We start from the raw sequence: 12,215 nt of genomic DNA on the forward strand, positions 1-12,215 counted from the left end.
ATCGCAGTCGTCAATCAAGGAGCATCGTCATGGGCAAAACCATTCTCATTACCGGTGCGTCGAGCGGCTTCGGCCGCCTGACGGCCGAAGCGCTGGCGGCGGCCGGCCACACCGTGTTCGCGTCGATGCGCGATACGGCCGGACGCAATGCGCCGGTCGTCGCGCAGATGGCCGCGCAGTCGAAAGCGCAGGGCATCGATCTGCGCACCGTCGAGATCGACGTGCAGTCGCAGGATTCCGTCGACGCCGGCGTCGCCAGCGTGATCGCCGAGGCCGGCCGCATCGACGTGCTGGTGCACAACGCGGGGCACATGGTGTTCGGTCCCGCCGAAGCGTTTACGCCGGAGCAGTATGCGCACCTGTACGACGTGAACGTGCTGAGCACGCAGCGCGTGAACCGCGCGGTGTTGCCGCATATGCGGAAAAGCGCCCGAGGCCTGCTGCTCTGGGTCTCCAGCAGCAGCTCGGCGGGCGGCACGCCGCCGTACCTGGCGCCGTATTTCGCGGCGAAGGCCGCAATGGATGCGATCGCGGTGCAGTATGCGCGCGAGCTGTCGCGCTGGGGCATCGAGACGTCGATCGTCGTGCCGGGCGCATTTACCGGCGGCACCAACCATTTCGCGCATGCGGGCGCGCCGGCCGACGCGTCGCGTGCGGCCGAATACGATGCGGGGCCGTATGCGGGCTTCGGCGAGCAGGTGCTGAAGGCGTTTGCGGACATCGTGCCGGCCGACGCCGATGCAAGCGAGGTGGCACGTGCGATCGTCGACATCGTGGGCATGCCGTTCGGCAAGCGTCCGTTCCGCGTGCACATCGATCCGACGCAGGACGGCGCGGCTGTCGGCTTCGCGGTGCTCGACCGCGTGCGTGCGGAGATGCTGCATCGCGTCGGCCTGTCCGACCTGCTGCAGCCGAAAGCGAATGCGTGACGCGCCGGGCGGCCGGCCGCAGCCGGCGCGTGGCCACTGATCCGGAACGTCATCCCGGACGTGGATCGAACAGGAAATGAATCAGGAGAGCGAAATGGCAAATCATGAAATCAAGGGCAAGACCGTACTGATCGCCGGCGGCGCGAAGAACCTGGGTGGCCTGATCGCACGCGATCTGGCCGCGCATGGCGCGAAGGCCGTCGCGATTCACTACAACAGCGCAGGCTCGAAGGCGGACGCGGAGACGACGGTCGCGGCGATCAAGGCGGCCGGCGCCGAGGCGGTCGCATTCCAGGCGGACCTGACGAGCGCGGCGGCCGTCGAGAAGCTGTTCGCCGATGCGGTTGCGGCGGTCGGCCGCCCGGACATCGCGATCAACACGGTCGGCAAGGTGCTGAAAAAGCCGTTCACCGAAATCAGCGAAGCGGAATACGACCAGATGAGCGCGGTGAACGCGAAGTCGGCGTTCTTTTTCCTGCGTGAAGCGGGGCGGCACGTGAACGACAACGGCAAGATCGTCTCGCTGGTTACGGCGCTGCTCGGCGCATTCACGCCTTATTACGCCGCGTATGCGGGTACGAAGGCGCCCGTCGAGCACTACACGCGCGCGGCGGCGAAGGAGTTCGGTGAGCGCGGCATTTCGGTGACGGCAGTGGGGCCCGGCCCGATGGACACGCCGTTCTTCTATCCGGAGGAGGGGGCGGACGCGGTCGCGTATCACAAGACGGCCGCCGCGCTGTCGAAGTATTCGAAGACGGGGCTGACCGACATCGAGGACGTCGTGCCGTTCATTCGTCACCTGGTCAGCGACGGCTGGTGGATCACCGGCCAGACGATCCTGATCAACGGCGGCTATACGACCAAGTAACACACCTCGGCTGCCCGTGTTTTGCCCGGCACGCGTTGCCTGCCCGTCACGCGTCGGGGCAGGACGACGGGCGGCCGTCTTTCATCGAGGATCGGCATCGTGAACACCGACATACTCCACCATCCGGTCGTGCGGCGCGCGATCGACGCGCTCCAGCAAGGCGATGGCGCGGCATGGGCCGCGCTGTTCGCGCCCGATGCGACGCTGTACGACGACGGCCGGCCACGAGACCTGCACGCATTCAACCGGGACGCGATCGGGACCGAGCGCTTCACGACGATCGATCGCGTCGACAACGACGGGCTCGAGATCCACGGCCGGTTTCATTCGGATCGCTGGGGCACGTTCCGTACGTACTTCAAGTTCCGGGTCGACGCCGATGGCCGGATTACCCGGCTCGACATCGGGCAGGCCTGAGCCGTCCGCATGCCGCCCGTTGCCGCTCCGGCCGGCGGCTTCCCCAAGGAGAACGCGACCATGTCGAACCCCTACCAGTCCGTGCTCGACGCGCAACGTGCGCGTTTCGACTCGGACGTCACGAAAACCCTTGCATGGCGCATCGCGCAGCTCGACCGGATGGAGCGGATGCTGCACGATCACCAGGACGCGCTGTGCGCGGCGCTGTACGAGGATTTCGGCAAGCCGCCGTTCGAGCAACTGTTCGAAATCTCCGTGCCGACCGGTGTCATCCGCTACTACCGCGAGCATCTGCACGAACTGATGGCGCCGCAGACAGTGGCGATTCCGCCGGCGCTGGAGGCGGCCGGCAACGCCGGCATGATCTACAAGGAGCCGTACGGCGTGACGCTCGTGATCGGCCCGTTCAACGCGCCGATTCTGTTGCTGCTGGATCCGGCGATCGCGGCATTGGCAGCCGGCAATACGGTGGTGCTGAAGCCGGCGAACACCACGCCCGCGACGGCCGCGCTGCTGAGCCGGCTCGTGCCGCAGTACTTCTCACCGGAGGACGTCGCCGTCGTCACGGGCGGTCGCCAGGAAATCGGCGCATTGCTGGAGTTGCCGTTCGACTTCATCTTCTTCACCGGCAGCTCGGCGGTCGGCAAGGTCGTGATGCGCGCCGCCGCCGAGCATTTGACACCGGTCTTGCTGGAACTCGGCGGGCAGAACCCATGCATCGTCGACGAAACCGCGAATCTCGACATCGCGGCCGACCGTGTCGCGTGGGGGCACAACGCGATCTCGGGACAATGGTGCATCGCGCCCGGCTATGTGTACGTGCATGAATCGGTGGCCGAGGCCTTCATCGCGAAGCTCAAGGCGTCGATCACCGCGATGTACGGCGACGATCCGCAACAAAGCCCCGATTTCGCGCGAATGATCAGCGAACACGATGCCGAACGCGTCGCGTCTTACATCGTCGCCGACAAGGTCGTGCACGGCGGCCGCCACGACATCGCGGCACGCTATGTCGAGCCGACCGTGCTGTACCCGTCGACCTGGGACGATCCGGCGATGCAACAGGAAGTGTTCGGCCCGGTGCTGCCCGTGCTGCCGTACCGCGAACTGCGCGAGATCGTCGGCATCATGAAGCGCAAGCCGAAGCCGCTCGCGTGCTACGTGTTCAGCAAGCGGCAGGCGAGCATCGACTGCGTGCTCAACAGCCTGTCGTTCGGCGGCGGATGCGTGAACCAGACCAACCTGCATTGCTGGATCGACAGTTTGCCGTTCGGCGGCGTCGGCAACAGCGGGATGGGGAAGTACTACGGCAAGGCCGGCTTCGACGCGTTGAGCAATACCAAAGCGATGCTGATCGGCAATCCCGACGCGGTGCTCGACGTGTTCCCGCCGTATGCGGGAAAGGACATCGGCAAGATGCTCGGCGTCTTCGCGTAACCGGGGGCACGATGCATACACTTTGGACGATCGTCGCCGGCGTGCTGTTGCTGGCCGTGTTCCTGTTGTTCGGACAATTGTGGGGCACGCACGCGGCATCGCTGGCGTTTGCCGCCCAGGCGTTCGTGCCGGTCTGGCTCGTTGTCTCGCTGGCCAACCTGTGGGTTGGCGTGCATCGGGCCGGCTACGGCGTACGCGAGGAGCTGCCGATCCTCGCGATCGTATTCGGCGTGCCGGCCGTGGTTGCGGTGGCTGCCACGCTGCTGTTCCAACGCACCTGAATCGCAGGAGGACGACGGGCCGGGTGCGGGCACGGCCGTCGTCGACGTGCCGCTTCCATCCACCCGTCGTTCATCTCTTCGCCATGAAGATCGATATGCCATTGTTTGCCGCGCCGCCGGCGCAGGCCGTCATCACGTTCTGGATCGATGCCGGGCCCGCGCAATGGTTCGCAAAACATCCCGATTTCGATCGCCGCTTTCGCGAGCGCTTTCTCGATACGCACCTGGCCGCTGCAAGGCGCGAGCTGGACGGCTGGTTGTCGACGCCATACGGGACGCTCGCGCTGCTGTTGCTCACCGACCAGTTTCCGCGCAATGCGTTTCGCGGCACCGCGCGCATGTATGCGACCGACGCGCTCGCACGGCAGTTCGCGATGCACGCGTACGAGCACGATCAGATGGCGCAGGTCGAGCGGCCGCTGCGCCTGTTCTTCTGTTTGCCGTTCGCCCATTCCGAAGACCTCGACGACCAGCGGATTTCCGTCGAACTGAACGGCAGGCTCGGCCAGCCGTGGCTGTCGCATGCGATCGGGCACCGGGAGATCGTCGCGCGCTTCGGCCGCTTCCCGCATCGCAACGCGCTGCTCGGCCGCGAGACGACGCCCGACGAGGCGCGCTTTCTCGCATCCGGCGGCTTCGCCGGATGAGCCCACCGGTTCGCGCGGCATGGCCGCCGTGGCGGCCATGCGTGCGTCAGCGCAGGAACTCGATGCCGAACGTGCCGGCCGTATCGACGATATGCCCCGCGTGCGGTGCCTCGAAATGACCGGGCAGCAGCAGTGCGCCGTGCTCGACGCAATGCGCGAGCAGCTCGAAGCGGCTCTTCGCGGCGAGCGTGCGATCGTCGCAGACCTTGCTGCTCCATTGCCAGAACGGGATCTGGATCGGCGAGTGCAGCATGTCGCCGCTGAACACGCCGCGCGAGCCTTGCGACGTCAGCTCGATGCGCACGTGACCCGGAGAATGGCCCGGCGCGTGGCGGATCAGGAACGTGTCGTCGAGCTCGTAGGTGTCGTCGAACATCGTGGCCTGGCCGGCCTCGATCACGGGCAGCACGCTGTCGTTGTACATCGGGCTGAACCACGCGGGGCCGGCGGGGCCTTCGCCCCGGATCGCGCGGACCAGGTGATCGTGCTCGACCTGCGAGATCACGTAGCGCGCGTTCGGGAAGGTCGGCACCCACACACCATTGACGAGCTGCGTGTTCCAGCCGACGTGATCGGCGTGAAGGTGGCTGCACATCACGTAGTCGATCTCCTCGGGCTGGATGCCGAGTGCGCGCATCCGGTCGAGATAGCGCGTCGACAGCCGGTGCATTTCCGGCAGCCCCGGCCGCTCCTTGTGGTTGCCGATACAACTGTCGATCAGCACCGTATGCCGGCCGGTCCGCACGATCCAGCTGTGCACGGGCATCGGGATGCGGCCGCTTTCGGGATCGTAGTGTGTCGGCGCGAGCCAGTGCTCGTGTTCCGCCACGCGTGCGCGGTCGAAGTCCGGCAGCCAGCTCTGCGCGGTTTCGCCGAGCAGCGTCGTGTCGTACAGCCGGATGATTTCGACGTTGCCGAGCGCGAGGGAAAAAGCATGCGGTTCGGCATTCGTGATGTGCGCATGGCAATGCGCATGCCCGCAGGAATGGGTCATCGGTGTCTCCTGAATGAATTGGAATGAATCGAAGCGGGGCGTGGTGCGCTGCCCCGCGCGCGACTGTCTATATCCGTGCCGTGGCGCGTGCCTGCGCCTGCGGCACCGGCACGGCTTTCCCGGTCATGAAATCCGCCGCGCGTTCGGCCATCATCATGATCAGCGCGTTGGTCGGCCCGCGGATGATGCGCGGGATCGCGGAGCCGTCGACCACCCGCAAGCCGGCCACGCCGCGCACGCGCATCTGCGTATCCACCACGGCCGCCGGATCGTCGTCGCGGCCCATGCGGCACGTGCCGACCGGGTGATGAAGGGTGATCGCGATGCGACGAATGAACGCGTCGACATCTGCATCGCTCTGGACTTGCGGGCCCGGTGCGATCTCTGCGTCGATGAACGGGCGCAGTCCGGCCTGCGCGCCGATTTCCCGCATGCGCCGGAACATCTCCCGCGCAGCGATGCGATCATTCTCGGTGGCGAGGAAGTTTTGTTCGATCCGCGCATGCTCGGCCGGATCGGCCGACTTCAGCGACACGCGTCCGCGACTTTCGGGCGTGAGGAAAATGCCCTTGATCGCGAACGAATCGGCATACGCATGCTTGAACGGCTCGAAATACGGCGCGGCGTTCATCGCGCCGGCCGCGAGGATCAGCTGCACGTCCGGCAGCGGCAGGTGAGGCTGGCTCCTGACCAGGCCAAGCGCGGCGGCGGGGATCGTGCTCGAGAAGCCGTTGCCGCCGGCAAACGTGCGCACGACGTCGAACGCGATGCGATCGGCACGCATCATCCGGTGCAGCGGGCCGGGTTCCTTGCGGCTCCAGCGCAGGTCGAACACGATGTGATCGTGAAGGTTCGTGCCCACGCCGGGCAATTCGACCGTCGACGCGATGCCGTGCGTGCGCAGGCTGTCGGCCGCGCCGATGCCGGAGAGCATCAGCAGTTGCGGCGAATTGATCACGCCGCCGCAGAGGATGACTTCGCGGCGCGCATCGGCGCGGTAGTCGGATTCGCCCCGGCGATACTCGATCGCGATGGCGCGCGGCGCGCCCCGGTCGGTATCGAGCACGATGCGCTTCGCGAGGGCGCCCGTCACCAGCGTGACGTTGCCGCGCGCGAGCGCCGGGCGCAGGTAGGCGACCGCGGCGCTGCAGCGCAGGCCGTTGCGGATCGTGGCCTGCATCGGCCCGAAGCCTTCGACGGATGCGCCGTTGTAGTCGTCGTTCTCGGGATAGCCGCAGGCACGTGTCGCGTCGAGGAAGCCACCCACCAACGGGTCGCGATAGTCGAGCCGGATCACGGTGAGCGGGCCGCGGCCGCCGCGCAGCGCCGATTCGCCGCGCTCCCACGATTCGGAGCGCTTGAAGTACGGCAGCACCGCGTCGTAGGACCAGTCGGTCAGGCCGAATTCGTCGGCCCAGCCTTCGTAGTCTTCCCGCGCGCCGCGTGCGTAGGCCATGCCGTTGATCGACGACGAGCCGCCCACTACCTTGCCGCGCGCGCATTCGATCCGGCGGCCGTCCATGCCGGCTTCCGGCTCGGTGAAATAGCCCCAGTCGAACAGCCGGTTCTTCAGGATCTGGCCCCACGTCAGCGGCACCTTGATGTACGGCGAGCGATCCTGCTCGCCGGCCTCGATCACGAGGATGCGGACGTTCGGGTCCTCGCCGAGCCGGTAGGCGAGTGCGCAACCGGCCGAGCCGGCGCCGACGATCACGTAGTCGTACGTATCGGTTTTCATCGACGCACCTCGCGGTGCCGGGCGGCAGGGCAGGCCGGCGCGACCCGCGAACGCGGGGCGCGGCGACCGGCCGGAACAGACGTCGAACGAACCATGATGTCTCCAGGTGGGCCTGAACGCAGGCCTCTCGGTTGTGGGTTCATTCGATTGTGCGTAACCTGAAACATATCTTCCAATACGTATTACGGTGCCATCCGATACCCGGATGGCTATGGGCGAGGGGACTGTGCGCGGATTCGATTCGTATCTCACTTTTCAGAAGCTCGAGGTGTTCTGCACGGTGGTCGAGCTCGGCAGCGTCACGCGCGCGGCCGACCGCCTGTGCATCGCGCAGCCGGTCGTGACTGCGCACGTGCGCAGCATGGAGAAGCGGCTCGGCTACGCGCTCGTGAAGCGCGCCGGCCGCAACATCGCACTCACGGAAGCCGGCGAGCGCATCTATCGCTGGGCGACCGAGGTGATCACGCGCACTCGCGAGGTCGAGCGCGAACTCGCCGGTCTCGAACAGGGCGAAATGGGCACCGCGGTGGTGGCGACGTCGATGTCGATCGGCTCGTACGCGTTGCCGCCGCTGTTCGCCGAGTTCCACCGGCGGCAGCCCGACGGGCTCGTGACCGTGCAGATCCTGACGCCGCAGGCGGCCGTCGATGCGACCCGTGTCGGCGGTTGCGATTTCGCGGTCATCCTGATCGCGGCCAATCAGGATCTCGAAGGGTTGGCGACCATTCCCGTGTGGGAGGACGAACTGCTGCTCGTGTGCGGCGCGTCGAGCCCGTGGGCCGCGCAGCCGGCCGGCGATCTCGACCTGCGCCGCGTGCCGTTCGTGAGCACGCCGCGCAACCAGCCGCGCCGCGAGCTCGAAGAGGCGCTGCTGCGCGAGCGCGGCCTCGAACAGCGCAAGGTCGTGATGGAACTCGGGCATCCGGAGGCGATGAAACACGTGGTGCGCGAGAACCTCGGCGTGAGCTTCATGTTCGCGTCGGCGGTGCGTGCGGAGGTCGAGCGCGGCGAGCTGGTCGTGCTCGATCGCCCGGAGCTGTCGATGAAGGTGCCGATCTATCTCGTGCATCGCGACGACAAGCGCTTCTCGGCGTTCCAGGCCGAACTCGTGCAGTTCATCGTCGATTCCGCGTCGCCGGGCGCGGCAGCGGGCGTCCCGAATTCATAGTCATCGGGCTATCTGTTTGGCGATCAATAGCTAATAGACCTATGGTCGGCGCGGTCCTAAGCTGGCCGGGTGCTTGACGGTCCGCCTCGCGACGCGAAGCGGGCGTGCGCACTGCCAGTCAACCCGAAAACAGGCCGACCCATGTGTACTCTTCATCTTCAATCCGGCGGCGCAGCCGCGTATGCGGACGATGCCGGGCGTCCCGCCGATGCGCCGGATCCCGCGCTCGTCGAGGATCTCGTCTGCGCGAACCGCATCCTGTTCGACCAGGGCATCGTCGATGCCTTCGGTCACGTCAGCGTCCGTCACGACAAGGATCCGCAGCGCTTCCTGCTGGCGCGCAACATGGCGCCGGGCACCGTCGGCATCGACGACATCGTCGAATTCACGCTGGACGGCGTGCCGGTCAATGCCGGCGGGCGCGCCGTCTATCTGGAGCGTTTCATCCACGGCGAGATCTATAAAGCGCGTCCGGACGTGCAGGCGATCGTCCACAGCCATTCGCCGACCGTGCTGCCGTTCAGCGTGACGCAACGCACGCCGCTGCGGCCGGTGTGCCACATGAGCGGATTTCTCGGCGCGGGTACGCCGGTGTTCGAGATTCGCGATACCGCCGGCGATGCGACGGACCTGCTCGTGCGCGACAACGCGCTCGGCGCGGCGCTGGCGCAGCGGCTCGGCAGTGCGGCGTTCGTACTGATGCGCGGTCACGGTTCGACCGTGGTCGCGCCGACGCTCAAGCAGGCCGTGTATCGCGCGGTCTACGCGGAAGTGAACGCGCGGATGCAGATCGAGGCGCTGCAACTGGGTGACGTGGTTTATCTGAGCGAGCAGGAAGCCGCAACCGCGTGCGCGAACATCGAAACGCAGGTCGAGCGCCCGTGGGCGCTGTGGAAGCGGCGCGTGCAGCACGAGCAACACACGGGCGCGCGTTGACCGGCGATCGAATCATCGAGGAGACGAGTATGGACGAGCAGTGGATAACCGGCCGTTTGCTGATCGACGGCGAACTGGTGGAAAGCGAGACCGGCGAGTGGGCGGCGTCGATCAACCCGGCTACCGAGGAAGTGATCGGCCGCGCGCCAGCCGGCTCGCGCAAGGACGTCGCGCGGGCCGTGGATGCGGCCCAGCGCGCGTGGCCCGCGTGGGCCGAACGCACCGGCGAGGAGCGCGGCGAACTGTTGCGCGGGTTTGGCGAGCGCTTGCTCGAACGCGCGGAGGCGTTGTCACGCATCGAGGTGCTCGATTCAGGCAACACCTACGTGCCGACGCTTGCGAGCATGCACGAGACGGTGCGCAGCCTGCGCTATTACGCGGGGCTCGTGCACGGGCTGCACGGCGAGACGATCCCGGCCACCGGCCGCCATCTGCACATGACCGTGTACGAGCCGTATGGCGTCGTCGGCCGGATTGCCGCGTTCAATCATCCGGCGATGTTCTCCGCGGCGCGTACCGCATCCGCGCTCGTGACCGGCAACACGGTGGTGGTGAAGCCGCCCGAAACGTCGCCGTTGTCCGTGCTCGTGCTCGGTGAGGTCGCGCGCGAGACATTGCCGGCCGGCGTGTTCAACATCGTCAACGGAACGGGCGCGGAAGTCGGCGATGCGTTGGTGCGCCATCCGGACGTGAAGCGTCTTGCGCTGATCGGGTCCGTGCCGACCGGGCAGGCGATCCAGCGCAGCGCGGCGGAGGTGGGCGTCAAGCACGTGACGCTCGAGCTGGGCGGCAAGAATCCGATGATCGTGTTTCCGGACGCGGATCCGGACGCGGCCGCCGAGAGCGCGGTGCGCGGGATGAATTTCTCATGGCAAGGCCAGTCGTGCGGATCCAATTCGCGGCTGCTGGTGCACGACGACATTTACGACGACGTGCTCGCGCGTGTCGTCGAGCGCGTGGCCGCGATCCGCGTCGGCGATCCGATGTTGCCCGACACGGGCATGGGCCCGATCAATTCGCGCAAGAGCTACGAACACGTGATGAGCTTTCTCGACCCGGCGCAGACGCATGGCGCGCGGCTGATGACGGGTGGCCGCCGCCCGCCCGGGCACGCTTTCGAAAAAGGCTTCTGGGTCGAGCCGACCGTCTATGCCGATGTCACGCCCGAGATGCGGCTGTGGCGCGAGGAAGTCTTCGGCCCGATTCTGTCGGTCGCACGATGGCGTGATGTCGACGAAGTGGTCGCGATGGCCAACGGCACGGAATACGGGCTCTCGGCCGCGATCTGGACCAACGACATCCGGCAGGCGCTCAACACCGCGCGTCGCATCCGTGCGGGCAGCGTGTTCGTCAACGGCAGCAACACGCACTTCCTCGGCGTGCCATGGGGCGGCTTCAAGAACAGCGGCGTCGACCGGGAAGAGGGGATCGAGGAAATGTATAGCTATGTCGAGAAGAAGGTCATCAACGTGATGCTGTAACACGCGCGACTCGCCGCCGGTCGTTCCCGTCATCGACGGGTTCGGCCGGCGACGGCGCGCGCGATCCATCAGTCGACGCCGGTAAACCGGCCCACGGCGGCGCATCGAGCGGGGAACACATATCCCGCACGCGCCAATTAGATAGTTTTACTAATAAAAATGACAGTCCGGCGTGCGGTTCGCTCGTATGCGAACGGTGCGTCGGACACTGACGGTTTGGAGACAGCATCCGTGAGAATGAAGACAATGGCCGTCGCGCTGGCGATGGTGTCGTGCCACGTGCACGCGCAGAGTTCGGTCACGCTGTTCGGTCTGGTCGACAACGGCATTTCGTACGTGAGCAATTCGGGCGGCAAGGCGCTGGTTCAGGCGATGTCCGGCATCCAGGCGCCCAACCTGATCGGGATCCGCACGGTCGAGGATCTCGGCGGCGGGTTCCAGGCGCTCGTCTTCATGGCGTCGCAGCCCGATATCAACAGCGGCACGGTGCGCGGCGGCGCACTGTCCGGACGCGAGTCCTATGTCGGCATCGTCACGCCGTACGGCACCGTGACGCTTGGCAGGCAGTTCGACTACATGTTCGACAACCTGTCGCTGCATCGCTGGGGGCACGAGATTTCGTATGTCAGCCTGTACCAGCTGCCGGGCGGCCCGTTCTCGAAACTGGGCGCGGCGCTCGGCACCTTCGACTACACGCGTACGGCGGGCGGGGGCGCAACACCGAACGCGATCAAGTTCACGTCCGCGTATTACGGCGGGTTCCGGTTCGGCGCGTTGTATGGCTTCAGCAACATCGCCGGGCAGACCGGCAGCAACAGCCTGTCGAGCTTCGGCGTGTCCTACGACAACGGGCCGTTGCGGCTGGATGCGGCGTACACGTATTCGAAAGAAGAGGGAATCGACAACGGGCACCTCGGCATCCGCAATGCCGGCGCGGGCGGACGCTATACATTCGGCGACTTCGCGCTCGACGCGCTGTACGTGAATACGCGCAACACGCTGACGGGCGCGCACGTCGACACCTACGAGATCGGCGGGCTGTACCGGTTCGCGCCGGATTTCTTCGCGTATGCGAACTACCTGTACGCGAAGGGCAACCGGCAACTGACCGGCAATCATTCGAACCAGGCCGGCATCACGCTCGATTACCTGTTGTCGAAGAAGACCGACGTCTACATGAGTGCCGTGTATCAACAGGCGAGCGGCGGCGAGGACGTGATCGCATCGGTGTGCGGTACGTTCACCGCATCGTCGGGCGCGCGGCAGGGCGTGTTGCGGGTCGGCGTTCGAACGGTGTTCTAGGCGATCCGCGCCCGGCA

The 12,215-nt window shown here is 66.4% G+C and carries 12 protein-coding genes; 10 read left to right on the forward strand and 2 right to left on the reverse strand.

Annotation, left to right across the window (positions count from 1 at the left end; genetic code table 11):
- The first annotated feature begins 29 nt into the window (after positions 1 to 29).
- From G3N98_RS12190 to G3N98_RS12215, 6 genes are all read left to right on the forward strand, one after another.
- Positions 30 to 929 (forward strand): SDR family oxidoreductase, encoded by a 900-nt coding sequence (locus G3N98_RS12190; RefSeq protein ID WP_069353672.1) that lies wholly within the window; start codon positions 30 to 32, stop codon positions 927 to 929.
- A gap of 94 nt (positions 930 to 1,023) precedes the next feature.
- Positions 1,024 to 1,797, forward strand: a complete 774-nt coding sequence (locus G3N98_RS12195; protein ID WP_089425877.1) for an SDR family oxidoreductase — start codon at positions 1,024 to 1,026, stop codon at positions 1,795 to 1,797.
- Positions 1,798 to 1,896: 99 nt separating this feature from the next.
- The gene (locus tag G3N98_RS12200; RefSeq protein WP_069353673.1) at positions 1,897 to 2,214 is read left to right on the forward strand and encodes a nuclear transport factor 2 family protein; all 318 of its coding nucleotides are present in this window, start codon (positions 1,897 to 1,899) and stop codon (positions 2,212 to 2,214) included.
- A gap of 60 nt (positions 2,215 to 2,274) precedes the next feature.
- Positions 2,275 to 3,651, forward strand: a complete 1,377-nt coding sequence (locus tag G3N98_RS12205) for an aldehyde dehydrogenase family protein (RefSeq protein WP_089472483.1) — start codon at positions 2,275 to 2,277, stop codon at positions 3,649 to 3,651.
- Positions 3,652 to 3,662: 11 nt separating this feature from the next.
- Positions 3,663 to 3,932, forward strand: a complete 270-nt coding sequence (locus G3N98_RS12210; protein ID WP_089424952.1) for a hypothetical protein — start codon at positions 3,663 to 3,665, stop codon at positions 3,930 to 3,932.
- A gap of 83 nt (positions 3,933 to 4,015) precedes the next feature.
- Complete coding sequence (locus tag G3N98_RS12215) at positions 4,016 to 4,579, forward strand: DUF924 family protein (protein WP_069353676.1); 564 nt, start codon at positions 4,016 to 4,018, stop codon at positions 4,577 to 4,579.
- Between the two features lie 46 nt (positions 4,580 to 4,625).
- Here G3N98_RS12215 and G3N98_RS12220 read toward each other — a convergent pair whose 3' ends face one another.
- Together G3N98_RS12220 and G3N98_RS12225 are read right to left on the reverse strand one after the other, a co-directional pair.
- Positions 4,626 to 5,573, reverse strand: coding sequence for an MBL fold metallo-hydrolase (locus G3N98_RS12220; RefSeq protein ID WP_089430852.1), 948 nt, complete (start codon positions 5,571 to 5,573; stop codon positions 4,626 to 4,628).
- A gap of 67 nt (positions 5,574 to 5,640) precedes the next feature.
- Positions 5,641 to 7,311 carry a GMC family oxidoreductase N-terminal domain-containing protein gene (locus tag G3N98_RS12225; RefSeq protein ID WP_089424955.1) on the reverse strand — a complete coding sequence of 557 codons (1,671 nt, stop codon included), beginning with the start codon at positions 7,309 to 7,311 and terminating at the stop codon, positions 5,641 to 5,643.
- A gap of 211 nt (positions 7,312 to 7,522) precedes the next feature.
- Here G3N98_RS12225 and G3N98_RS12230 point away from each other — a divergent pair, with 211 nt between their 5' ends.
- From G3N98_RS12230 to G3N98_RS12245, 4 genes are all read left to right on the forward strand, one after another.
- Complete coding sequence (locus tag G3N98_RS12230; protein ID WP_241025879.1) at positions 7,523 to 8,479, forward strand: LysR family transcriptional regulator; 957 nt, start codon at positions 7,523 to 7,525, stop codon at positions 8,477 to 8,479.
- Positions 8,480 to 8,620: 141 nt separating this feature from the next.
- Complete coding sequence (locus tag G3N98_RS12235) at positions 8,621 to 9,415, forward strand: class II aldolase/adducin family protein (protein WP_089430853.1); 795 nt, start codon at positions 8,621 to 8,623, stop codon at positions 9,413 to 9,415.
- Between the two features lie 29 nt (positions 9,416 to 9,444).
- Positions 9,445 to 10,896, forward strand: coding sequence for an aldehyde dehydrogenase family protein (locus tag G3N98_RS12240; protein ID WP_206148319.1), 1,452 nt, complete (start codon positions 9,445 to 9,447; stop codon positions 10,894 to 10,896).
- Positions 10,897 to 11,133: 237 nt separating this feature from the next.
- On the forward strand, positions 11,134 to 12,198 hold the full coding sequence (locus tag G3N98_RS12245; RefSeq protein WP_226273644.1) for a porin: 1,065 nt from the start codon (positions 11,134 to 11,136) through the stop codon (positions 12,196 to 12,198).
- Positions 12,199 to 12,215 lie beyond the last annotated feature (17 nt).

The sequence above is a fragment of the Burkholderia sp. Tr-20390 genome, assembly GCF_017104595.1.
In the GTDB taxonomy this organism is placed as follows: domain Bacteria; phylum Pseudomonadota; class Gammaproteobacteria; order Burkholderiales; family Burkholderiaceae; genus Burkholderia.

Coding starts and splice junctions, on each gene's coding strand:
- G3N98_RS12190 (WP_069353672.1), top strand. CDS start 30: ATGGGCAAAACCATTCTCATTACCGGTGCGTCGAGCGGCTTCGGCCGC.
- G3N98_RS12240 (WP_206148319.1), top strand. CDS start 9,445: ATGGACGAGCAGTGGATAACCGGCCGTTTGCTGATCGACGGCGAACTG.
- G3N98_RS12245 (WP_226273644.1), top strand. CDS start 11,134: ATGAAGACAATGGCCGTCGCGCTGGCGATGGTGTCGTGCCACGTGCAC.
- G3N98_RS12205 (WP_089472483.1), top strand. CDS start 2,275: ATGTCGAACCCCTACCAGTCCGTGCTCGACGCGCAACGTGCGCGTTTC.
- G3N98_RS12230 (WP_241025879.1), top strand. CDS start 7,523: ATGGGCGAGGGGACTGTGCGCGGATTCGATTCGTATCTCACTTTTCAG.
- G3N98_RS12210 (WP_089424952.1), top strand. CDS start 3,663: ATGCATACACTTTGGACGATCGTCGCCGGCGTGCTGTTGCTGGCCGTG.
- G3N98_RS12220 (WP_089430852.1), bottom strand. CDS start 5,573: ATGACCCATTCCTGCGGGCATGCGCATTGCCATGCGCACATCACGAAT.
- G3N98_RS12235 (WP_089430853.1), top strand. CDS start 8,621: ATGTGTACTCTTCATCTTCAATCCGGCGGCGCAGCCGCGTATGCGGAC.
- G3N98_RS12225 (WP_089424955.1), bottom strand. CDS start 7,311: ATGAAAACCGATACGTACGACTACGTGATCGTCGGCGCCGGCTCGGCC.
- G3N98_RS12195 (WP_089425877.1), top strand. CDS start 1,024: ATGGCAAATCATGAAATCAAGGGCAAGACCGTACTGATCGCCGGCGGC.
- G3N98_RS12215 (WP_069353676.1), top strand. CDS start 4,016: ATGAAGATCGATATGCCATTGTTTGCCGCGCCGCCGGCGCAGGCCGTC.